Genomic DNA, 20,727 nt, shown 5'->3' with positions numbered 1-20,727 from the left:
TCCGCCGAGGTCCGGCACAGTGGACGGGGGCCCTCAGGCCAGGCCCGCCTCCTTCATCTGACGCAGTTCCTTCTTCATCTCCGACACCTCGTCGCGCAGCCGTGCCGCGATCTCGAACTGGAGGTCTGCCGCGGCGGCCCGCATCCGCTCCGTCATCTCCTCGATCTGCTCCGCGAGTTCGGCCGCGGGGCGGTCGGTCGGCACCGTCTCCTTGGCCTTGCCCTTGGCGGACTTGGCCGCCTTGCCTCCGAGCGAGGGCACGGGGGCCTTGGCTCCCTTGCCGTCCTTGCCCTTGCGGTATCCGGAGCCGAGCAACTGCTCCGTGTCGACGTCCTCGCGGGCGATCTGCGCCACGATGTCGTTGATCTTCTTGCGGAGGGGCTGCGGGTCGATGCCCCTCTCCTCGTTGTAGGCGACCTGCTTCTCCCGGCGGCGGTTGGTCTCCTCGATGGCCTTCTCCATCGCCGGGGTGATCCGGTCGGCGTACATGTGGACCTGGCCGGAGACATTGCGCGCCGCGCGGCCGATGGTCTGGATCAACGAGGTGCCCGAGCGCAGGAAGCCCTCCTTGTCGGCGTCGAGGATCGACACCAGGGAGACCTCGGGCAGGTCGAGGCCCTCGCGCAGCAGGTTGATGCCGACCAGGACGTCGAACTCGCCCGAGCGCAGCTCGCGCAGCAGCTCGACGCGGCGCAGGGTGTCGACGTCGCTGTGCAGATAGCGCACCTGGATGCCGAGCTCCAGGAAGTAGTCGGTGAGGTCCTCGGCCATCTTCTTGGTGAGCGTGGTGACCAGGACACGCTCGTCCTTCTCGGTGCGCCCCCGGATCTCGTGCACCAGGTCGTCGATCTGTCCCTCGGTGGGCTTGACGACGACCTCGGGGTCGATCAGGCCAGTGGGACGGATGATCTGCTCGACAAAGCCGTCCCCGCGGGAGAGCTCGTACTTGCCGGGCGTCGCCGACAGGTAGACGGTCTGGCCGATGCGCTCCTGGAACTCCTCCCACTTCAGGGGGCGGTTGTCCAGGGCGGAGGGCAGCCGGAAGCCGTGGTCGACGAGGGTGCGCTTGCGGGAGGCGTCGCCCTCGTACATGGCGCCGATCTGCGGCACGGTGTTGTGCGACTCGTCGATGACGAGCAGGAAGTCGTCCGGGAAGTAGTCGATCAGCGTGTTCGGCGGGGAGCCGGGTTCGCGGCCGTCGAAGTGCATCGAGTAGTTCTCGACGCCGGAGCAGGAGCCGATCTGGCGGAGCATCTCCAGGTCGTACGTCGTACGCATGCGCAGGCGCTGGGCCTCCAGGAGCTTGCCCTGCTTCTCCAGCTCGGCGAGGCGCTCCCCCAGTTCCTTCTCGATGTCGTTGACCGCGCGCTCCATGCGCTCGGGGCCCGCCACGTAGTGGGACGCGGGGAAGACGTAGACCTGGTTGTCGTCGCTGATGACCTCACCGGTGAGCGGGTGCAGCGTGGAGAGGGCCTCGATCTCGTCGCCGAACATCTCGATGCGGACGGCGAGTTCCTCGTAGACCGGGAAGATCTCGATGGTGTCGCCGCGGACCCGGAAGGTGCCGCGGGCGAACGCCACGTCGTTGCGCGTGTACTGGATGTCGACGAAGCGGCGCAGCAGGTCGTCGCGGTCGATCTCGTCGCCGACCTTGAGGCTGACCATCCGGTCGACGTACTCCTGCGGCGTGCCGAGGCCGTAGATGCAGGAGACCGAGGCGACCACCACGACGTCGCGGCGGGTGAGCAGCGAGTTGGTCGCGGAGTGGCGCAGGCGCTCGACCTCCTCGTTGATCGAGGAGTCCTTCTCGATGTAGGTGTCCGACTGCGGGACGTAGGCCTCGGGCTGGTAGTAGTCGTAGTACGAGACGAAGTACTCGACCGCGTTGTTCGGCAGCAGCTCGCGGAACTCGTTGGCCAACTGGGCGGCCAGCGTCTTGTTCGGTGCCATGACGAGCGTGGGGCGCTGGAGCTTCTCGATCATCCACGCGGTGGTGGCGGACTTTCCGGTGCCGGTCGCGCCCAGCAGGACGACATCCTTCTCACCCGCGCGGATGCGCTTTTCCAGGTCGGCGATGGCCGCCGGCTGGTCACCGCTCGGCTGGTAGGGGCTGACGACCTCGAAGGGCGCCACCGAACGTTCGATCTTTGATACGGGCCGCATGGGTTCCACCGTACGACCCCGCACTGACAACGGGCCCGGATCACCGGTTCTGGGGGGTGCGTGAGCTGCGGTGGCCGCGCTCCCGGCCGGCGCGCGGCAGAGGGCGGCGGCCGACGTACTGGACCGTGGGGTGGGCCGGGACGCCGGGCCGGTGCTCCGTGGGCCTCCAGTCGGGCTTGCCCATGACCATCAGCGGGTCGAACATCACGACGACGCCCGCCAGACACAGGAAGACCAGCGGGCCGATCATCATGGGCGCGAGCAGTGCGGCGGCCGAGTCGCCGTCGGGACTGCTGGACGTGCCGTGGAGATGGACGCTGAGGGCGGCCATGCCCGTGTAGTGCATACCGCTGACGGCCAGCCCCATGACGAGGCTGGCGCCCACGCTCCAGAGGAATCCCCGGACCTGCCCCGCCGCCCACAGAGCGGCGGTGGCGGCGACGACGGCTATGACCACCGAGGCGGAGACGGTGAGGGTGTTGTACTCGAGGTTCCCGTTGAGGCGCATGCCGGCCATGCCCAGATAGTGCATCGAGGCGACTCCCAGACCGGTGATGGTCCCCCCGGTGAAGAGCGCCGTTCCGGTGGCGCCCCGGTAACCCACGATGAAGATCCCGATGCCGACCATCACGATGGCAACGCCCAGGCTCGCGAACGTCGTCGGCTTGTCGTAGTGGACCGGGGTCTCCTTTACGGTGAACCCCATCATGGCTATGAAATGCATGGTCCATATGCCCGAGGCGATCGCCACCGAGCCGAGCGCGAGCCAGCCGGCCCGCCAGGAGTGGGCGACGAGCATCGATCTGGTGGTGCAGCGCAGGCCGAGCGCTCCGCCCAGGCAGGCCATGAGGTACGCCACCAGCGGTGTGACGAGTCCGTAACTGAAGCCGTCGACCGTGCCCTGCATGCGCGGCTGCCCTTCCCGCCCTTTTACGCCAGAAATTCCCGGAAATGCCCCCACCCTCAGGACCGAAACAACGGCCAGGGTCGAGGCAGAGAGTATGACCCTCACCTGAATGGTCGAACGATTTTCCGGCAAAGAATCACGACCTCGCCGCACCTGTGTGATGCCGGTGAGCGGACTTGGTCAACTCCATTCAATCCGTGTCCATCCCGTACCCCTCCGTCGTTGACTCTCTGCTGTCACTCTTGACCTGTCTGTGATCGCTCGACGCGAGGAGTACGTATGCACGTGCGCGTTGCCGCCGCCACGACCGCCGCGTTTGTCGGGGGAACCGTTCTGATACTCCCCACCTCCCACGCACAGGCCGGCTCCCTGCGCAAGGCTCCGGCGATCGTCTCGCATCGCGGAGCGTCCGCCTACGCGCCCGAGAACACCCTCGCCTCCATCGACAAGGCGGCCGCGATGGGCTTCGGCTGGGTCGAGAACGACGTCCAGCGCACCAAGGACGGCGAGCTCGTCGTGCTCCACGACGCAAGCCTGGCCCGTACGACCGACGTCAAGAAGGTCTATCCCCGCCGGGCTCCCTGGAAGGTCAAGGACTTCACCGCGGCGGAGATCGCGCGCCTGGACGCGGGGAGCTGGTTCGGTCGCCGGTACGCGGGCACACGTGTGCCGACGCTGAAGCAGTACATGAACCGCGTCTCGCACAATCACCAGAAGCTCGTGCTGGAGATCAAGAACCCCGAGCTTTATCCGGGTATCGAGCGGCAGACCCTCAAGGTCCTGAGCAACGAAGGCTGGCTGGATCCGGACCATCTCAGGAACCGGCTGGTCGTCCAGAGCTTCAGCGAGCAGAGCGTGCGGACGGTCCACGAACTGCGTCCGGGGATCACGACGGCCTTTCTGGGCAAGCCGTCGCTCGCGCGCCTGCACGAGTTCGCACGGTTCGCCGATCTGATCAACCCGGACCACACCTCCCTCTCGTCCGGCTATGTCTCCGCGGTCCACTCGTTCGTCGGACCGCACCGCCGGCCGATGGAGGTCTTCGCCTGGACCATCGACGACGCGGACACCGCGCGGCGCCTGGCGGGTTACGGCGTGGACGGCGTGATCACGAACAAGCCCGACGTGATCCGGAGCGCTCTGCAACAGACCTGAACGGGCTGTCGGCAGGCCTCTCGCCCGTGGTGCGGACGCCGGGCGGCGTCCGTGCCGCGGGCATTGTCAGTGGCGGATCGTACGGTGGATCGCATGAACAGCGATGGGCAGGACGAACAGCGGGTCGTGTGGGCCGTCGTCGGCACGGACATCGGTCCGCTGCTGCTGGCGGCGACACCGGACGGCCTGGTGAACGTGGTCTTCCACGCCACGGACGCGGTGCGCGACAAGGCGCTCGAGCGGCTCGCCGCGCGTCTGGGCGCCGAGCCGGTCGAGGCACCCGGGTCACCGCTCCTGGCCGAGTCGATACGCCAGGTCGCAGCGTACTTCGCGGGCGAGCGGCGGGACTTCGAGCTGCCGCTGGACTGGTCGCTGATCTCCGGGTTCAACCGTCAGGTGCTGCGTGAGCTGGCCGCGGGAGTTCCGTACGGCGGGGTCGTGGGCTATGGCGACCTGGCCCGACGGGTCGGCCAGCCGGGCGCGGCGCAGGCCGTGGGCGTGGCCATGGGCTCGAACCCGCTGCCGGTCGTCGTGCCGTGCCATCGGGTGGTGGAGAGCGACGGCGGCATCGGGGGGTTCGGGGGCGGCCTGGAGACCAAGCGGAAGCTGCTGGCGCTGGAAGGGGTGCTGCCGGAGCCGTTGTTCTGACGGACGGGACTGGCGGTCGGCGGCCGCGTACGGTGCCTGGCGTGCCCGGTGTGGGCTGCCGTACCTGCCGGACCGGTGGAGGCGACAGCGCTCATCGCTCGCGATATCCCTTGTTCATGTGGGGGCGCGGGCTGGAAACTGCGCCGGTGACCCGAGCCGATTCCAGCGCATCCCAGTGTTCGCCGTGACCTCCGTCGAGCGGCAGCTCGCCGTACCCGTGGAAGCCGAGGAGATACCGGCGCTGCGGCGCCGCATCACCGCCGTACTCATCGCCGGTCAGATCCTCGGTGGGCTCGGCGTCGCCACCGGCATCGCACTCGCCACCGTGCTGGCCAAGCAGGTCAGCGGCACCGAGTCGCTCTCCGGGCTCGCGCCCACCGCGACGGTCACCGGGACGGCGGTGCTCTCCGTGCCGCTGGCCGCGCTGATGACCGCGCGAGGACGCCGACCGGGCCTGGTGCTGGCGTACCTCATCGGGGCGTCGGGAGCGGGCGTCGTCGTGGTCGCCGCGTCTCTGGGGAGCTTTCCGCTGCTGCTGCTCGGCATGGCGGGCTTCGGCGCGGCCTCGTCGGCGAACCTCCAGGCGCGGTTCGCGGCCGCCGATCTGGCCGAGCCGCAGCGGCGTGCCCGGGCCATCTCGAACGTGGTGTGGGCGACCACGATCGGAGCGGTGCTGGGGCCCAACATCGCCGCGCCCGCCGGACGCAGCGTCTCCGGGCTCGGGATACCCGAGGCAGCGGGGCCGTTCGTCTGGGCGGCCGGGGTCTTCCTCCTCTCCGCGCTGCTGATGGCCGTACTGCTGCGTCCCGATCCTCTGCTGACCGCCCGGGCGCTGGCGCCCGTCGAGGAGCAGTCGGCTCAGGCGCGTTCCATCCGCGCCGGTTTCGCCGCGGTCGCCGCCTCGCCGCGGGCCAGGCTGGCGCTCGTGACAGTGGCCGTCTCGCACACCGCGATGGTCTCGATCATGTCGATGACCCCCGTCGACCTCGGACACCACGGGGCGAGCATCGATCTGATCGGGCTGGTGATCAGTGGCCACATCGCGGGCATGTACGCGTTCTCGCCCCTCATGGGGCGACTCTCGGACCGGCTCGGGCGGCTCTCCGGGATCGGGCTCGCCGTGGGCCTGCTGGCCTGCGCGGCGCTCCTCGCGGGCACGGCGGGCGGCAGCCACGGGCAGATCGCCGCGGGGCTCTTCGTACTGGGCCTCGGCTGGTCGTCCGGGCTCGTGTCCGGCTCGGCGCTCCTGACGGACTCGGTGCCCCAGGCCGCGCGGGCCGCCGCCCAGGGGGTGTCCGACCTGACCATGAACACGGCGGCCGGTGTCGGTGGGGCGACCGCCGGTCTCGTCGTCGCACAGGCGAGCTACGGGTGGCTGAACCTCCTCGCCGCGTGCCTGCTGGTGCCGCTGGGCGGGCTGGCGCTGTTCACGCGGCGCCGAGGCCGAAGCCGCCGGTGAGCGCCGAAGGGCCTCAGAGGCTGATGTGGTAAGCCTTGCGGAGCGTCTCGTGCACGGTCCACGTCGTACGGTCGCCCTCGCGCAGCACGGCCGCGTCGCCCGGACCCACCTCGATCACGTCACCGCCCTCGACCTCGATCGTGGCGCGGCCACTGACGACGACGAAGAGTTCGTTGGCCTCGGTGTCCGTGACCACTCCGGGCGTGATCTGCCAGATGCCGCGCAGTTGCTTGCCGTCGGCCGACTCCCACAGCACCTTGCCGCTCACCACCGGGTCGCCGGAGACGATCTGAGCCGGGTCCAGGGGCTCCGGTTCCAGCTCGGCGTCGGGGATGTGCACGGCGAAGGACGGGGTGGCCTGCGTGTTCATGCTCATGAGCGGTCACCTTAAGGGCATGCGAGAAAGCCTCACGCGCAGGGTCGCCGGAAGGCCCGGAACCTAGTCGTAGTGGCGTGCCTCGAAGACGTTTCCGTCCGGGTCCTGGAAGTAGAAGCTGCGCTTGGCCATGCCACGGGCCCCGAAGGAGTCGTACGAGAAGCCCGAAAGGGGGACGGACCCTTCCTCCAGACGTGTGTGCAGCGCGTCGAAATCGGCTTCCCGGAAGGACAGGCATACGTGGTTGACCGGGTGCCCCGCGCTGTCCGCGGCGCCCGGGATCATGTTCATGTACGCGGCCATGGGGAGGGCCATGAGGTCGAGAATGGTCTCTTCATTGACGCGCACGGAGGGAAACGGTGCCTTCCCCTCTGCGTATTCGGCGACCCTCACGGGTTCCAGGCCGACCGTCTTCTCGTAGAAGTCGGCCGAGGCGACCGGATCGCGCACCCAGAGGACGACATGGTCAAGACGTGCCGAGTTGTCCGTCATGCCCCCAGGCTGGTGTCGTACGCCGCAGGTCGCAAGGGTTTGACCGGGCGCGCCGCCCGCCAGAGATGAGGAAAGGCGGCAGACAGGAGGCAGGCACGTGATCGAGGTGTCCGAAGAGGTGCGGGAAGCGCTCGACGCGCGCCGGCCGGTGGTGGCCCTGGAGTCGACGATCATCGCGCACGGGCTGCCCCGCCCGCGCAATCTGCAGGTCGCGCTGGAGCTGGAGGACGTCGTACGGCAGGAGGGCGCCGTACCGGCGACGATCGCCGTGCTGGACGGGCGGCCCCATGTCGGACTGGACAAGGAGCAGTTGGAGCGGGTCGCCAACGAGGACGGGATCCGCAAGCTGGGGCACCGCGATCTGCCGCTCGCGGTGGCGGCGGGCGCGAGCGGCGCGACGACCGTGTCCGCGACGGCGTTGCTGGCCGCTCTCGCGGGTGTCCGCGTGTTCGCGACGGGCGGCCTCGGCGGGGTGCACCGGGAGTGGACGGTGACGCAGGACGAGTCGGCGGACCTGGGTCTGCTGGCGCGAACCCGGATCACGGTGGTGTGCGCGGGCGTCAAGTCGATCCTGGACGTGCCGGCGACACTGCAGCGCCTGGAGACACTGGGCATCGCGGTGGCCGGGTACGGCACGGCTCGCTTCCCCGGCTTCTATCTGTCCGACTCGGGGCATCCCGTGGACTGGACGCTGGACTCCCCGGGGCAGGTGGCGGACGTCATGCGCGCGCAGGACGCGCTGGACGGCCCGGAATCGGCGCTCATCGTGGCGAACCCGGTCCCCGAGGAGGAGCAGCTCGATCCCGCGCTCCACGCGCGCGTGCTCGCCGAGGCGTTGCGGGCGTGCGAGGCGGAGGGCGTGAGCGGGCAGGCCGTGACGCCGTTCCTGCTCGACCATCTGGTGCGGCACACCGACGGCGCGTCACTGAGCGCCAATCTGGCGGCGGTGCGCGGAAACGTACGACTCGCGGGACGGATCGCGGCGGCCTGGGCCGGGGCATGAACGGGACGGATCGCGGCGGCGGCCCGGGCCGGGGCGCAAACCGGGCGGACCGGGACGCTGCCGGGCGGGATGTGGGCGCGGCGACGGGGGCACTGCTCGTCGTCGGTGACGTGGTCACGGACATCGTCGCCCGGCACCACGGGCCGCTCGCGGCGAGCACCGACACGGCCGCCGCGATCCGAACCCTGCCGGGCGGGGCCGGTGCCAACGTCGCGTGCTGGGCCGCGCATCGGGGCTGCGCGGAGGTGCGACTGCTGGGCCGGGTGGGGGCGGATGCCGCCGCTTGGCACGAGCGTGAGCTGGTGGCCTGCGGCGTACGCCCCCTCCTCGTCGTCGATCCGCAGGCGCCGACGGGGACGGTGATCTGCCTGGTGGACCAGGGTGCCTCGGCCGAGCGGACGTTTCTCACCGACAGCGGGGCCTCCCTGCGGCTCGGCCCCGACGACTGGTCGCCCGCGCTGCTCGACGGTGTCGCGCGGCTGCATCTGTCGGGCTATCTGTTCTTCTCCGAGCCGAGCCGGGCGCTGGTGTCGGTGGCTCTGGAGTCGGCACGCGCGCGGGGGGTACCGGTCAGCCTGGACCCCGCGTCGGCGGGGTTCCTCACGGAACTGGGCGTGGACCGCTTCCTCGCGCTCGCCGAGGGCGTCGATCTGCTGCTGCCCAGTCGCGACGAGGCGTTCCTGCTGACGGGCCTGCCCGATCCGGCGGACGCGGCGGCCAAGTTGAGCCGCCACGTCCCCCTGGTCGTCGCGAAGCAGGGCCCCGACGGGGCCCTGGTGGCCCGCTCGGGTGCCGTACGGGCCCACGTCCCGGCGGTGCCCGCGAACCCTCGCGACACCACGGGTGCCGGCGACGCCTTCACCGGAGCGTTCCTCGCCGCTCTTCTCGCGGGCGCCGAGCCCGAGGCGGCGGCGGTGGAGGGGTGCAGGGCGGGGGCGATGGCGGTGGAGCGGGTCGGGGGCAGGCCCGAGGGGGCGCGGGGCCGGTAGTGGCGCTACTTGCGTCCCCAGGCCGAGATCATCGGCGCGGTCGCCAGGTCCATCGAGCCGGAGGCCACGTTGGCCAGGTGACGGTCGATGTCCTCGTCGGTGGCGAGTCCCGCGGTGACGAGCTGGTCGCGGATCTGACGGATCGTCGCGGACTCGAGGTCTGCGCAGGCGGTCGAGGTGACGGGGAAGTACGCGTCGGCCTCCACCTCGCGCAGTCCCGCCTCCCGCAGCAGGCGAGGGAGTTTACGGCCGTAGGAGAGGTCGGCGCCGCGCTCGGCGAGCAGCTTGCGGAAGCCGTGCCTCAGCCGGTTCGCGAGCTGTTGCTCGGGGCCGTGTTCGTCGGGGCAGAGCAGCGGTTGCAGCGCGGGGTCGGCGTCCTCGATGAGAAGCCGTCCGCCGGGCCGCAGTGCCTTGACCATCGACCGCAACGCCCGCTCCCGGTCCGGTACATGGACCAGCACGAGCCGTGCGTGCACGAGGTCGAAGCCCTCCCCCGGCGGTTCCTCGGCGCCCACGTCGTGCACCCGGATCTCGACCGGCGGGCGGGCCGCGGAGGCCGCCCACGACGTGTCGATGTCGGTCGCGACGACCCGCCCGGTCGGGCCGACCTTCTTGGCGAGCCAGGACACCACGGACGTGCCGCCCGCGCCGACCTCCCAGCAGCGCCAGCCGGACCCGATGCCGAAGCGCTCGATGTGCCGGAAGGTCGTGGGGTCGAAGAGAGTGGCGAAGGCGTCGAAGCGCTTTCCCGCCTCGGTCTGCCGGTTGTCGAGAAGATAGCCGTCGGTTTGCGTCATACAGCGATCATCCCAGTTGACCCGCTTGTCCGGAATCGCCGACGCTCCCGTTCTCCCCACCCGTGCGTCACCGCGGGCACCGACCTCCTCTGACGCTCGGACAGCAACCCTGCCCGGTCTGGTCCGAGACCGCCCGGCACCACCGAAGCGAAGTGGAACATTCCGTTCCCACAGGCTTTCCCGGCGGGCGAAAGGGACTGGCAGACTTGCACGCCAGGGCGCGAAGTACGGCGCGGGGAGATCCACGCAAGGAGTTCCGGATGTCCATGGCAGGGAATCTGCGGAAGGTCACGGGCCTCGGCAAGGTCGGCGGCCTCCGTAAGGTGGCGCGGCTGGCCCGGCGGCGTACCCGTGTCGACCTGAGTCACCACGCCCGGTCCCCGCTGGGCACGGCGGTGGTGAACTGCGTGGCGTACCAGGACGGCGCCAGGGTCCCGGGCGGACGCGATCTCGTCGAGACCGTGGAGCGGATCCGCAAGAGCGACGAGGGTTTCGTCTGGCTCGGGCTGCACGAGCCCACGGACCAGGAGTTCGCCGGCATCGCCGACCTCTTCGACCTGCACCCGCTGGCCGTCGAGGACGCGGTGGAGGCCCATCAGCGGCCTAAGCTGGAGCGGTACGGCGACACACTCTTCGCGGTGTTCAAAACGGTCTGCTACGTCGAGCACAAGGAGCTGACGGCGACCAGCGAGGTGGTGAACACCGGCGAGATCATGGTCTTCGTCGGGTCCGACTTCGTCATCACCGTGCGGCACGGACGGCACGGGTCACTGGGGCCGCTGCGCGAGGGGCTGGAGGCGGACGCCCGTCAGCTCGCCAAGGGCCCGGCCGCGGTGCTGCACGCGATCGCGGACCATGTGGTCGACGACTACGTGCATGTCACGGACTCGGTCCAGGAGGACATCGACCAGGTCGAGGCCGATGTGTTCGCCGAGAACGGCGCGCGGGCGGACGCCGGCCGCATCTACCAGCTCAAGCGCGAACTCCTCGAACTGAAGCGGGCGGTGGTGCCGCTCGCCCGCCCCGTCCAGGAGCTCGCCACCCGGCCGATACGGGTGATCGCCCCGGAGATACAGGCGTACTTCCGGGACGTCTCCGACCATCTGCTGCGGGTCACCGAGCAGATCGCCGCCTTCGACGAACTGCTCAACTCGATCCTGCAGGCGCACCTCGCGCAGGTGACGGTGGCGCAGAACGAGGACATGCGGAAGATCACGGCCTGGGCGGCGGTCATCGCCGTACCGACGATGGTCTGCGGGCTCTACGGCATGAACTTCGACCACATGCCGGAACTGCACTGGCGGTTCGGTTACCCCATAGTCATCGGCGTGATCACCCTCGCCTGCCTCGTCCTGTACCGGGGGTTCCGGCGCAACGGCTGGCTGTGAGAGTGGTGAGCCGCTCCTCGCCCGGCTCGGCCGGCCGGGCGGGAGTGCGCGCTCATGACCCTCCCGGTCGGAAGAGTCCGCGCGGTCAGCGCAACGCGCTCCTCGCGTAGACGCTCTCGACCCACGCGGCGAGCTGTTCGTCCGTCAGATGCTGGGCCAGGTCGGCCTCGCTGATCATGCCGACGAGGCGTTTGTTCTCGATCACGGGAAGCCGGCGGATCTGGTGCCCCTTCATCTCCTGGAGCACCTCGCCGACATCGGCACCCGACTCGATCCAGCGCGGGGTGCCCTGGGCCATCTCGCCCGCGGTGACCTGGGCCGGGTCGTGGCCCATGGCGACACAGCCGACGACGATGTCGCGGTCGGTGAGGATGCCGCAGAGCCGTTCGTTCTCGTCACTGATGGGCAGCGCGCCCACGTTGAGCTCCCGCATCAGCTGGGCTGCGCGGTCCAAAGTCTCGTGAGCGGGGATCCACTGGGCACCACGGTGCATGATGTCTCCGGCGGTGGTCATGAAGTACCTCCCGGTGCCGGACGGCCGGCGCGGCGCGGAACACACCGCTAGTCCCGGCGCCCTACATTCTTGCCGTGTCCCCAGGGACGCGCACCCGGAAGTCCGGGATGCTTTTCCGTGGCAGCCGCTCAGCCGTTCCAGGCCGGGTGGCGGGGATCGTCGGCGCGGACCAGGACGTCGGCCGTGGCGCCCGGGTCCACTTCCGTCTCGTAGCGCTCGAAGGCGGGCAGGGTCCAGTGCTCGGATTCCGGAGTGCGGCGGCGAAGGGCGCCCGGGGAGAGCAGGACGTGGACGCTCAGGTCGAACGGGAACCAGTGCCGCAGCAGGAAGGGGCCGTGGAGCAACAGCACCCCGCCGGGAGGGAGCTGGACATAGGGGCTGCGGGTGGCGCGGTCGGTGGCCGGGTCCCAGAGGTCGGGCAGGACGCGGCCGTCGCCGCCGGGGTCGAGCGGGCCGAAGACCTCGCGCCACAGGGCGCTGGTGTCGACCCAGCCGTTGTAGTACGCCTCGGCGTCCTCGTGACCGTATTCGAGCCGCAGTGACGCGGGGCGCAGGAAGCCCTCCGTGCCGACGACGAGCGAGGACCGGCCGCGTATGCGCAGCGCCTCACAGACGCGCTGCGCGAGATCACCGGGGTGGGCGGCGGGGGCTCCGTCGAAAGCGATCCGCGGCCACGGACTGCCGTCGTCCGGTTTCAGGTCGAGCAGGCGCTCGGCGAGGAGGTCGCCGAGCCGTTCCCAGGTGATCGCTTCGAGTCGCACAGGCCCATGATGCCGCGATCACGAGTCGCTCTCGTGGGCGCGGCGAGCGGCGAGGGCCAGGGAGGCGGGGGGCGGGGCGAGAAGAGGGTGGGGGGTGAGGGGGGCGGGGGGCGGGCCCCAGGGGGCAGGGGTCGAGGAGGAGGCGGTGTCGAGAAGGCGGCGGCATCGCGTAGGGAGCCGCCCCCGACGGGGGAATGAACGACCTATGGCACCGATCGCAACTCCCCCGCCCCCTGGCGGACTTCTCGTCATCCAGCCGCTCAAGAAGCGGCTCTGTGCCGAGTGCCGGAGCGGGCCGTTGGCGCTGCTGGTGCTGGAGGAGGGGGAGCCACGCTGTCTGGACTGCGCGGACCTGGGGCACCTGGTGTTCCTGCCGCGGGGCGACACGGCGCTGACGCGCCGGTCGCGGGAGGGCAGCGCGCTGTCGGCGGTGGTGGTGCGCTTCAACCGGCGGCGGAGCCGCTACGAGCGGCAGGGCGTCCTCGTCGAGGAGGCGGCGCTCGCCCGGGCCGAGGAGCGGTGCCTGGCGGACGCGGAGGTGCGAAGGCGGCGGCGGGCACGGGACGCGCGACGGCGGGAGGCGGAGGATCTGCGGTTCACGGAGGCGTTCGCGCGGGAGATACGCGGGCTTTTCCCCGGCTGTCCTGCCGACCGGGCGCGGGCGATCGCCGCGCACGCCTCGGTGCGCGGGAGCGGCCGGGTGGGGCGCAGCGCCGCGGGCCGTGCGCTGTCCGAGGCCGCGGTGACGGCTGCGGTCCGTGCCGCCGTACGGCACACGGACACTCCGTACGACCAGTTGCTGATGAGTGGCGTGCCGCGGCACGAGGCGCGCCGTCGGATCGCGGCCGCGGTGGAGGCGCGGCTCCAGGGGTGGCACGACGAGCTCGCGGCACGCGCGTGACGGCGTGCCACCCGGCGAGGGCGTGCCACCCGGTTCCGGACGCTCGCGCATGCCTCCGCGCCCCTCGGCCATGGTCACTGTGGCGGTGTGGGATTTCACTTGTGGTGACGGTGGGCGCCGTGCAGGATCTTGGGCTTCGGGGAGCGACGGGGGAGTTGTCATGATCGATGGACCGTATTTCGTGCTGACCGTGCTGGGGGTGCTCGGCTGCGGGCTGGTGGCCGGGGTGTTCTGCGGGTTCTCGACGTTCGTGATGCGGGGGCTCGCCGAGTTGCCGCCCGCGCAGGGCGTGGCGGCGATGAACGCGATCAACGTGGCCGCGGTGCGCCCGGCGTTCATGCTCGTGTTCGTCGGGTCGGCGGGGCTGTGTGCCGTGCTCGCCGTGGTCACCTTCGTGCTGCTGCCCGACGAGGGGACGGTGGAGCTGTTGCTGGGCAGCGCGCTGTATCTGTTCGGGACGTTCGGGGTGACGGTCGTCGCCAACGTCCCGCGCAACGACGCGCTGCTGAGGATGGACCCGGGTACGCCGGAGGCGGCCGTGTACTGGCGTTCGTACGTGCGCGAGTGGACGCTGTGGAACCACGTCCGCGCGGTCGCGTCGGCCGCCGCGGCGGTCTCGTACACGCTGGCCCTCACCTGAGGCCGCCACCGGCCACGACCGGGGCCCGCAGCTGAGCGGCAGGGTACGTGAAGGCGACGTATCGTGGCGGGAAAGGAGTGCCGCCCAGGGCCGTGGGCCGAAGGCGTTCGATGGTCGCGCGGCCCCGTACCGGTACGCGTACGTGAGGGAGACGGCCATGGCCGATCCCAAGGGATTCATGACCACTCCGCGCGAGGAGAATCCCCGTCGGCCCGTCGAGGAACGGGTGCGGGACTGGAACGAGGTGTACGTTCCCGGTGCGCTGCTGCCGATCATCAGCAGGCAGGCCGACCGCTGTATGGACTGCGGCATTCCGTTCTGCCACGACGCCTGCCCGCTGGGCAATCTGATCCCCGAGTGGAACGACCTCGTCTCGCGCGAGGACTGGCGGGCGGCGAGCGACCGGTTGCACGCGACGAACAACTTCCCCGAGTTCACCGGCCGGCTGTGCCCGGCGCCCTGCGAGGCGGGCTGTGTTCTCGCGATCAACCAGCCCGCGGTGACGATCAAGAACGTCGAGGTCGCCATCGCCGACCGCGCCTGGGCGGACGGTTTCACGCCACCGCGTCCACCGGACCGGCTCTCCGGCCGTACGGTCGCGGTGATCGGGTCGGGGCCCGCCGGGCTCGCCGCGGCGCAGCAGCTGACCCGGGCCGGGCACACCGTCGCCGTGTACGAGCGGGCCGACCGGATCGGTGGGCTGCTGCGGTACGGGATCCCCGCGTTCAAGATGGAGAAGCGGCATCTGGACCGGCGGCTGGAGCAGATGCGGGCGGAGGGCACGAAGTTCCGGACGTCCACGGCGATCGGCCGCGACCTCGGGGCGGCCGAGCTGCGGGCGCGCTACGACGCCGTCGTGCTCGCGGTGGGCGCCACGGCCTGGCGCGAACTTGACGTTCCGGGGCGGGAGTTGGCTGGCATCCATCAGGCGATGGAGTATCTGCCGCTGGCCGACCGGGTGTGCGAGGGGGATCTGGAGGTCTCGCCGTTGTCCGCGGCCGGAAAACACGTCGTCATCGTCGGCGGCGGTGACACGGGCGCCGACTGTCTGGGGACCGCCGTGCGCGAGGGCGCCGCATCCGTGACCCAGCTCGACATCTATCCGCAGCCGGAGGCCGAGCGCGACGAGGACGTCGAGCCGTGGCCGACATACCCCAAGATCTACCGGCTCTCGGCCGCGCACGAGGAGGCCCGCGACCTGGAGACGGCGCCCGCCGCGGACGCGGACGCACGCCTCTTCGCGGCGTCCACGCTCCACTTCACCGGGGACGCGGACGGTCATGTGCGCTCCCTGCATCTGGTCGAGGTCGACGAGCGGCGCCGCCCGGTCCCCGGCTCCGGGCGGAGCCTCCCCGCCGACCTCGTGCTGCTCGCTCTCGGCTTCTCGGGACCCGACCGGCACGACGGGCTGATCGACCAGCTCGGCCTGGTCCTCGACGCGCGGGGCACGATCACCCGCGACACCGACTTCGCGACCAATGTCCCCAAGGTGTTCGTCGCCGGGGACGCGGCCCGCGGCCAGTCGCTCATCGTGTGGGCCATCGCCGAGGGGCGGTCGGTGGCGGCCGCCGTGGACCGCGCGCTGGCCGGGACATCGCAGCTGCCGGCGCCGATCGGACCGTACGACCGCCCCATGATCGCGTAGGGCTACGCCGGTCGGTACGGACGGCTCCGGGCCTGCGAAGCCGGGCGGGTCAGCGGCGTTCGTCCGTGCCCGCCACCTTCGCCGTGGACAGCGCGACCCGGTTCCAGGTGTTGATCGTGAGGATGAGAGCCAGGACCTGAGCCAGCTCCTGGTCGTCGAAGTGGGCGGCGGCCTCCGCGTAGACGTCGTCGGGCACACCCGCGTCGGCGACGCGCGTGACCGCCTCCGTCAGGGCGAGGGCCGCGCGCTCCCTCTCGGTGAAGAAGTGCCGGGCCTCGCGCCACACCGGGACCATGTGCAGCCGGTCTTCGCTCTCGCCGGCCTTGCGGGCGTCGTTGGTGTGCATGTGGAGGCAGTACGCGCAGTGGTTGAGGTGGGAGGCGCGGATCTGGATCAGTTCGACGAGGGCGGGGTCGAGCCCGTCGCGGGCCGCCGCGTCGAATCCGACGAGGGCGCGGAAGACCTTCGGGGCGGACTTCGCGAAGTCGAGGCGAGCGGGGACGGCGGTCGTCGCGTTGATCATGTTCGTCGCGTTCGCGTTCGTGTTCGTGTTCGTGTTCGTCGCGTTCGCGTTCGTGTTCGTCGTCATGACCATGAATCTACGGGCCGGAAAGACCGGCTGTAGGGTGCATTTCCATGGCGGAATCATGGGTCAATTCTGCGGAGCGGATCGGCGCCGACCTGCATCTGGAGCTGTCCGGGCCGGGCGGCCGGCGGGCCGCGCTGATCCGGGCGCTGCGCGAGGCCGTACGCGGTGGCAGGCTCGCCCCGGGCACTCGGCTGCCGCCGTATCGCTCGCTCGCCGCCGACCTGGGCGTGGCTCGCAACACGGTCGCCGATGCGTACGCCGAACTCGTCGCCGAGGGCTGGCTGACCGCCCGGCAGGGCTCGGGCACCCGCGTTGCCGAGCGCGCCGCACCACTGGGTGCCCCGGAGCGCGTGCCGAAAAAGGCACCTCCACGCGCGCGTGGGCCCCGACACGATCTGCGGCAGGGGACACCTGACGCCTCGTCGTTCCCGCGCGCCGCATGGCTCGCCTCGTACCGTCGGACGCTCCAGCAGGCGCCCAACTCGGCCTTCGGGCCCGGCGATCCCGCGGGCCGCGTCGAACTGCGCGAGGCCCTCGCCGAGTACCTGGCACGCGCGCGTGGCGTGCGCACCGAGCCGGGACGGATCGTGATCTGTTCGGGCTTCGCGCACGCCCTGCGGCTGCTCTTCCCGGGCGTGTTGCGCGGACCGCTGGCGGTCGAGTCGTACGGCCTCGGCTTCCACCGCGAGCTGCTGGCCGCCGCGTCGGTCCGGACCGTGCCGCTGCCGCTGGACGAGGACGGCGCCCAGGTGGGCGAGTTGGGCCGGGAGCGGGCGGTCCTTCTCACGCCCGCGCACCAGTTCCCGACCGGTGGCCCGCTGCACCCGGAGCGGCGGGCCGCCGCCGTCGACTGGGCACGCGCGCGTGGCGGCGTGATTCTGGAGGACGACTACGACGGCGAGTTCCGCTACGACCGCAAGCCCGTCGGCGCCGTGCAGGGACTGGACCCCGAGCGGGTCATCCACATCGGCTCGGTGAGCAAGAGTCTGTCGCCCGCGCTGCGGCTCGGCTGGATGGTCCTGCCGCGGCGGTACGTCGACGCCGTCCTCGCCGTCAAAGGCGAACGGGAGGCGTGGGCGAGCGTCCTGGAGCAGCTGACGCTCGCGGACTTCCTCGCCTCCGGGTCGTACGACCGTCATGTCCGCCGGATGCGGCAGCGGTACCGCGGGCGGCGTGACCGGCTCGTCGCGGCCCTCGTGGAGCGGGCGCCGCACATCGAGGTGACGGGGATCGCGGCCGGGCTGCACGCGGTGCTGCGGCTGCCGCCCGGCACCGAGCGGTCGGCCGTCAAGGCCGCGACCTGGCAGGGTGTCGCGCTCGACGGGCTCGCCGGGTTCCGGCATCCGGAGGCGACGATGTCCGCGCCGGACGGGCTGGTGGTGGGTTACGCGACGCCCTCGGAGCATGCGTACGGGGCGGCGTTGGAGGCGTTGTGCGGGGCGCTGCCGCCGGGTCCTTAGACACCCTCTTGGCCGACGCCCCGCCAGGTAAAGCGTTTGTCGCGCAAATCGGTTGTTGCGTAAAGCGTTTGTTGTCGTGGCCCTACGGTCTCGGTCTTCTACCGCTGCAATTAATCAATTCAGCACCAATTTATTCAGCACCAATTTCAAGAGAGTTCAGGAAAGAAGGAAGTCCGCCACCCCCTCCTTGGCGCCTTGGATGAACGCGGTCATCTCACCGGGTGTGTAGATGAGCGCGGGCCCGTCCGGATCCGCCGACTGGCGGACGGCGATACGCCCGTCCGCGAGCTTCATCGCCTCCAGGCAGTTGCCGCCGTTGCCGCCGCTCCACGGCTTGTGCCAGCCCTCGCTGCCCAGTTCACGGGCGGGCATCCCGTTGTAGATCCGCTCGTCGCGGATCCGCTCATTGCGTATCCGCTGCTTGATGTTGTCCATTCACAGCTCCTTGCGGAAATCCCGGAGGATCTCCTTCGTGCGATGTGCCGTGGCGGCCTGAGCCGCCATGCGGTCCATGACCTCGAGGTGGGTCGCCACCTCGGAACGCTCGTCCAGATAGACGGCGCCGGTCAGGTACTCGCTGTAGACCATGTCCGGGAGCTCCGGCATGGCAAAGCGAAACAGCACGAAGGGCCCGTACGTGCCGGGGTGCGGCCCCGTGGAGAACGGGACGACCTGGAGCGTCACGTTGGGCAGCTTCGTGGCCTCGATCAGCTTGTCGATCTGGGCGCGCATCACCTCGGGACCGCCGACGGGGCGGCGCAGGGCCGTCTCGTCCATCACGGCCCAGATCCGGGGTGCGCCTTCACGAGTGAGCAGATTCTGGCGTTGCATGCGCAGCGCCACATGGCGCTCGATGTCCTCGGGTCTGGTCTGGCCGATGGCGCCCGACTTCAGGACGCCACGGGCGTACTCCTCGGTCTGCAGGATTCCGGGCACGAAGTGGGGTTCGTACGAACGGATGAGGGTGGCGGCGCCCTCCAGGCTGACGTACATCGAGAACCAGCCCGGCAGGATGTCGTGGAAGCGCTGCCACCAGCCGGGCCGGTTGGCCTCCTCGGCCAGTTGGACGAAGGCCTCGGCCTCCTCGTCCGACACCCCGTACGACTTCAGCAGGAGCTGGAGGTACGGGATTTTGAGGGCGACTTCGGCCATCTCCATCCGGCGGACCGTGGCGGGCGCGACACGCAGGATGCGCGCCGCCTCCTCACGTTTGAGACCCACGCGTTCCCGTAGGTCCAGCAGGCGCCGGCCGAGGACGACCTGGCCGACCGTCGGCGCGGACCGCGGTTCGCTCACGTCCCACCTCCACTGAGTCCCGAACAGACGCCGTCGCGACGGTCGGATGCCGTCGTGAACGGTCGGACACCGTTCTGAACGGTTCTGAACAGGTACTGCGTCATGGCAGACCGGACGGCGCCGTTCGGGGTCCTGTTCGTCCTCTTAGTCTTCTTCGACTTCTTCGACGATCCCAACTGGCGCCGCTCGGCGTGCTGTTGCCAGCAGTGTGCCACGGCCTTTCTCAGAGTCACACGGCACTCTGCAATTTTCAGAGTGACACTTGCCAAGTGTTCACGGCGGGGAGATAGTGGCAAGCGTGATTCCGTCCGCGCCCTTAGGAACAGACGCCGCCGAGGACCGCTCCGGTCTGCGTGCCGCCGCAGGGGTGCGCCCTGGCGCCGCCGCCGCGCGCCGGTTTCGCTTCGAGCTGGCCGCACACCCGGGTTCCGTGGCTCAGGCCCGGCACCTGACGCGCGCCCGGCTCTCCGGCTGGGACGTGTCCGACGACACCTGTGACACGGCGGTCCTCGTCGTCTCCGAGCTGGTCACCAACGCCATCGTGCACAGCGCGAGCGCGCGTGTGGTGTGCGAGCTGCACGACGGGGACGACCTGGTGCGGATAGCCGTACGTGACGAGGGATGCGCTCCTGATGAGCCGCACCCCTCGCCGCAGCGTCCCGAGGAGGAACACGGCAGGGGGCTGCTGCTCGTCACGGCCGTGTGCCGGTCCTGGGGCGCCCAGGACACCGCGCCGGGGCTGCTGGTCTGGGCGGATCTCCCGCGCTCCCCGGCCGCCGACGCCACGGGTGCCGCAGCGGCCCGCTCCGACCTCGGATGGGGCGCGAGGAAGCCACCGGCCGACGGCCGGGGCACCGGGACGGAAGCGTCCTGGGGAACGGAAGACTCCTGGAGGACGGAAGGGTCCTGGAGGACGGAAGGGTCCTGGAGGAGGGAAACCTCCTGGGGGACGCGGACCATGGGGGTCCCCCCGATCGGGCGAAGCCGGGATCGGGGAAGGCTGTGAGGAGTACGTCGGCGACAGGACCCGGTGCTCAGGTCCTGAGCCTGGACACGCTGGTCCGCCTGAGGCGCGAGCAGACGGCGTCCAAGGCGCTGCGACGTCTCCCCGTGCCCGAGGGCATGACGGTACCGCTGGGCTGCGACGCGGTCGCGGTGCCCGCCCGGTTCGGCCCCCTGCTGATGACCCGGCTGCCCCGGGTGGGCTGTGTGTACGCCGACGGGGCGCACTGGTGGTGGCTCGTGCCCTCCGAGTCCGATGTGACCCTGGACTGGCCCGCACCCGCCCACTACGCCGCCGGGGCGGTCGTACCGGACACCCCGCACGCCCCCGGCCTCATCCACAAGCCGGCCGGCACCCTGCCGTACACCCCGCCGATCCCCCTCTATCTGGCCCTGTGCCGGGTCACCGGTACGACACCCGTCTGGTCGCGTCCGATCAGCGCGTGACGCTCCTGTCGACGATCAGCGCGTGACTCTCCGGTCCCCGAGCGGCGCGTAGTCTCCGGTTCGGGGGCTGGCGAGCGTGTCCGAAGTGCGCCGGT

Annotated in this window: 22 protein-coding genes; 12 read left to right on the top strand and 10 right to left on the bottom strand. The window is 70.6% G+C overall.

The annotated features are described in order from the left end of the window. Positions 1–33: 33 nt before the first annotated feature. Together uvrB and SMIR_RS29335 are read right to left on the bottom strand one after the other, a co-directional pair. Complete coding sequence (uvrB, locus tag SMIR_RS29340) at positions 34–2,163, bottom strand: excinuclease ABC subunit UvrB (protein WP_101405776.1); 2,130 nt, start codon at positions 2,161–2,163, stop codon at positions 34–36. Positions 2,164–2,203: 40 nt separating this feature from the next. After that, entirely contained in the window at positions 2,204–3,070 is an 867-nt protein-coding gene (locus SMIR_RS29335) for an MHYT domain-containing protein (RefSeq protein WP_168490483.1), read from the bottom strand. 279 nt (positions 3,071–3,349) lie between these two features. Here SMIR_RS29335 and SMIR_RS29330 point away from each other — a divergent pair, with 279 nt between their 5' ends. The 3 genes from SMIR_RS29330 (at position 3,350) to SMIR_RS29320 (ending at position 6,332) form a co-directional block, all read left to right on the top strand. After that, positions 3,350–4,225: a glycerophosphodiester phosphodiesterase gene (locus tag SMIR_RS29330; protein WP_168490484.1), complete on the top strand. Its 876-nt coding sequence runs from the start codon at positions 3,350–3,352 to the stop codon at positions 4,223–4,225. Positions 4,226–4,318: 93 nt separating this feature from the next. Continuing rightward, the gene (locus tag SMIR_RS29325) at positions 4,319–4,873 is read left to right on the top strand and encodes a methylated-DNA--[protein]-cysteine S-methyltransferase (RefSeq protein WP_168490485.1); all 555 of its coding nucleotides are present in this window, start codon (positions 4,319–4,321) and stop codon (positions 4,871–4,873) included. 184 nt (positions 4,874–5,057) lie between these two features. Then, entirely contained in the window at positions 5,058–6,332 is a 1,275-nt protein-coding gene (locus tag SMIR_RS29320) for an MFS transporter (protein ID WP_168490486.1), read from the top strand. A gap of 13 nt (positions 6,333–6,345) precedes the next feature. On the opposite strand, the gene SMIR_RS29315 is transcribed toward SMIR_RS29320, so the two are convergent. Then, complete coding sequence (locus SMIR_RS29315) at positions 6,346–6,708, bottom strand: cupin domain-containing protein (protein ID WP_168490487.1); 363 nt, start codon at positions 6,706–6,708, stop codon at positions 6,346–6,348. Between the two features lie 63 nt (positions 6,709–6,771). Then, positions 6,772–7,200 (bottom strand): VOC family protein, encoded by a 429-nt coding sequence (locus SMIR_RS29310; protein WP_168490488.1) that lies wholly within the window; start codon positions 7,198–7,200, stop codon positions 6,772–6,774. A gap of 97 nt (positions 7,201–7,297) precedes the next feature. Here SMIR_RS29310 and SMIR_RS29305 point away from each other — a divergent pair, with 97 nt between their 5' ends. Both SMIR_RS29305 and SMIR_RS29300 read left to right on the top strand, forming a co-directional pair. Next, positions 7,298–8,203 (top strand): pseudouridine-5'-phosphate glycosidase, encoded by a 906-nt coding sequence (locus SMIR_RS29305; protein ID WP_168490489.1) that lies wholly within the window; start codon positions 7,298–7,300, stop codon positions 8,201–8,203. Next, positions 8,200–9,192, top strand: coding sequence for a carbohydrate kinase family protein (locus SMIR_RS29300; protein ID WP_212727578.1), 993 nt, complete (start codon positions 8,200–8,202; stop codon positions 9,190–9,192). The genes SMIR_RS29305 and SMIR_RS29300 overlap by 4 nt, the downstream gene beginning before the upstream one ends. A 5-nt stretch (positions 9,193–9,197) precedes the next feature. Here SMIR_RS29300 and SMIR_RS29295 read toward each other — a convergent pair whose 3' ends face one another. After that, positions 9,198–9,989 carry a methyltransferase domain-containing protein gene (locus SMIR_RS29295; RefSeq protein WP_168490491.1) on the bottom strand — a complete coding sequence of 264 codons (792 nt, stop codon included), beginning with the start codon at positions 9,987–9,989 and terminating at the stop codon, positions 9,198–9,200. A 260-nt stretch (positions 9,990–10,249) separates the two neighbouring features. Here SMIR_RS29295 and corA point away from each other — a divergent pair, with 260 nt between their 5' ends. Beyond that, on the top strand, positions 10,250–11,377 hold the full coding sequence (gene corA, locus SMIR_RS29290) for a magnesium/cobalt transporter CorA (RefSeq protein WP_168490492.1): 1,128 nt from the start codon (positions 10,250–10,252) through the stop codon (positions 11,375–11,377). Between the two features lie 85 nt (positions 11,378–11,462). Here the strand turns inward: corA and SMIR_RS29285 are convergent, their stop codons facing one another. Further along, entirely contained in the window at positions 11,463–11,891 is a 429-nt protein-coding gene (locus SMIR_RS29285) for a CBS domain-containing protein (RefSeq protein ID WP_095855260.1), read from the bottom strand. Between the two features lie 128 nt (positions 11,892–12,019). Then, positions 12,020–12,652 carry a nucleoside/nucleotide kinase family protein gene (locus SMIR_RS29280; protein WP_168490493.1) on the bottom strand — a complete coding sequence of 211 codons (633 nt, stop codon included), beginning with the start codon at positions 12,650–12,652 and terminating at the stop codon, positions 12,020–12,022. A 205-nt stretch (positions 12,653–12,857) separates the two neighbouring features. Here SMIR_RS29280 and SMIR_RS29275 point away from each other — a divergent pair, with 205 nt between their 5' ends. The 3 genes from SMIR_RS29275 (at position 12,858) to gltD (ending at position 15,838) form a co-directional block, all read left to right on the top strand. Next, entirely contained in the window at positions 12,858–13,553 is a 696-nt protein-coding gene (locus SMIR_RS29275; protein ID WP_168490494.1) for a DUF2293 domain-containing protein, read from the top strand. Positions 13,554–13,713: 160 nt separating this feature from the next. After that, positions 13,714–14,193: an anthrone oxygenase family protein gene (locus tag SMIR_RS29270; protein ID WP_168490495.1), complete on the top strand. Its 480-nt coding sequence runs from the start codon at positions 13,714–13,716 to the stop codon at positions 14,191–14,193. A gap of 157 nt (positions 14,194–14,350) precedes the next feature. Continuing rightward, positions 14,351–15,838, top strand: coding sequence for a glutamate synthase subunit beta (gene gltD / locus SMIR_RS29265; protein ID WP_168490496.1), 1,488 nt, complete (start codon positions 14,351–14,353; stop codon positions 15,836–15,838). Positions 15,839–15,887: 49 nt separating this feature from the next. Here gltD and SMIR_RS29260 read toward each other — a convergent pair whose 3' ends face one another. Next, complete coding sequence (locus tag SMIR_RS29260) at positions 15,888–16,427, bottom strand: carboxymuconolactone decarboxylase family protein (protein WP_422664473.1); 540 nt, start codon at positions 16,425–16,427, stop codon at positions 15,888–15,890. Positions 16,428–16,474: 47 nt separating this feature from the next. On the opposite strand from SMIR_RS29260, the gene pdxR reads away from it, so the two are divergent. Beyond that, the gene (gene pdxR / locus SMIR_RS29255; RefSeq protein WP_168490498.1) at positions 16,475–17,887 is read left to right on the top strand and encodes a MocR-like pyridoxine biosynthesis transcription factor PdxR; all 1,413 of its coding nucleotides are present in this window, start codon (positions 16,475–16,477) and stop codon (positions 17,885–17,887) included. 156 nt (positions 17,888–18,043) lie between these two features. Here pdxR and SMIR_RS29250 read toward each other — a convergent pair whose 3' ends face one another. Together SMIR_RS29250 and SMIR_RS29245 are read right to left on the bottom strand one after the other, a co-directional pair. Beyond that, positions 18,044–18,322 (bottom strand): DUF397 domain-containing protein, encoded by a 279-nt coding sequence (locus tag SMIR_RS29250; protein ID WP_101405759.1) that lies wholly within the window; start codon positions 18,320–18,322, stop codon positions 18,044–18,046. Further along, positions 18,323–19,183 (bottom strand): Sco1979 family transcriptional regulator, encoded by an 861-nt coding sequence (locus tag SMIR_RS29245; RefSeq protein ID WP_168490499.1) that lies wholly within the window; start codon positions 19,181–19,183, stop codon positions 18,323–18,325. 289 nt (positions 19,184–19,472) lie between these two features. Here SMIR_RS29245 and SMIR_RS29240 point away from each other — a divergent pair, with 289 nt between their 5' ends. Both SMIR_RS29240 and SMIR_RS29235 read left to right on the top strand, forming a co-directional pair. Further along, on the top strand, positions 19,473–20,189 hold the full coding sequence (locus tag SMIR_RS29240; protein ID WP_168490500.1) for an ATP-binding protein: 717 nt from the start codon (positions 19,473–19,475) through the stop codon (positions 20,187–20,189). Then, positions 20,186–20,632 (top strand): hypothetical protein, encoded by a 447-nt coding sequence (locus SMIR_RS29235; protein ID WP_168490501.1) that lies wholly within the window; start codon positions 20,186–20,188, stop codon positions 20,630–20,632. Before SMIR_RS29240 ends, SMIR_RS29235 begins: the two co-directional genes overlap by 4 nt. The last annotated feature ends 95 nt before the right edge of the window (positions 20,633–20,727 follow it).

Origin of the sequence: Streptomyces mirabilis (genome assembly GCF_018310535.1) — a bacterium.
Taxonomy (GTDB): Bacteria; Actinomycetota; Actinomycetes; order Streptomycetales; family Streptomycetaceae; genus Streptomyces.
This window is presented reverse-complemented; position numbering and strand designations above follow the sequence as displayed.

Bases quoted from the DNA above. Each gene is read 5' to 3' on its own strand.
- uvrB (WP_101405776.1), bottom strand. From the start codon at position 2,163: ATGCGGCCCGTATCAAAGATCGAACGTTCGGTGGCGCCCTTCGAGGTC.
- SMIR_RS29335 (WP_168490483.1), bottom strand. From the start codon at position 3,070: ATGCAGGGCACGGTCGACGGCTTCAGTTACGGACTCGTCACACCGCTG.
- SMIR_RS29330 (WP_168490484.1), top strand. From the start codon at position 3,350: ATGCACGTGCGCGTTGCCGCCGCCACGACCGCCGCGTTTGTCGGGGGA.
- SMIR_RS29325 (WP_168490485.1), top strand. From the start codon at position 4,319: ATGAACAGCGATGGGCAGGACGAACAGCGGGTCGTGTGGGCCGTCGTC.
- SMIR_RS29315 (WP_168490487.1), bottom strand. From the start codon at position 6,708: ATGAGCATGAACACGCAGGCCACCCCGTCCTTCGCCGTGCACATCCCC.
- SMIR_RS29310 (WP_168490488.1), bottom strand. From the start codon at position 7,200: ATGACGGACAACTCGGCACGTCTTGACCATGTCGTCCTCTGGGTGCGC.
- SMIR_RS29300 (WP_212727578.1), top strand. From the start codon at position 8,200: ATGAACGGGACGGATCGCGGCGGCGGCCCGGGCCGGGGCGCAAACCGG.
- SMIR_RS29295 (WP_168490491.1), bottom strand. From the start codon at position 9,989: ATGACGCAAACCGACGGCTATCTTCTCGACAACCGGCAGACCGAGGCG.
- corA (WP_168490492.1), top strand. From the start codon at position 10,250: ATGTCCATGGCAGGGAATCTGCGGAAGGTCACGGGCCTCGGCAAGGTC.
- SMIR_RS29285 (WP_095855260.1), bottom strand. From the start codon at position 11,891: ATGACCACCGCCGGAGACATCATGCACCGTGGTGCCCAGTGGATCCCC.
- SMIR_RS29275 (WP_168490494.1), top strand. From the start codon at position 12,858: ATGGCACCGATCGCAACTCCCCCGCCCCCTGGCGGACTTCTCGTCATC.
- SMIR_RS29270 (WP_168490495.1), top strand. From the start codon at position 13,714: ATGATCGATGGACCGTATTTCGTGCTGACCGTGCTGGGGGTGCTCGGC.
- gltD (WP_168490496.1), top strand. From the start codon at position 14,351: ATGGCCGATCCCAAGGGATTCATGACCACTCCGCGCGAGGAGAATCCC.
- SMIR_RS29260 (WP_422664473.1), bottom strand. From the start codon at position 16,427: ATGACGACGAACACGAACGCGAACGCGACGAACACGAACACGAACACG.
- pdxR (WP_168490498.1), top strand. From the start codon at position 16,475: ATGGCGGAATCATGGGTCAATTCTGCGGAGCGGATCGGCGCCGACCTG.
- SMIR_RS29250 (WP_101405759.1), bottom strand. From the start codon at position 18,322: ATGGACAACATCAAGCAGCGGATACGCAATGAGCGGATCCGCGACGAG.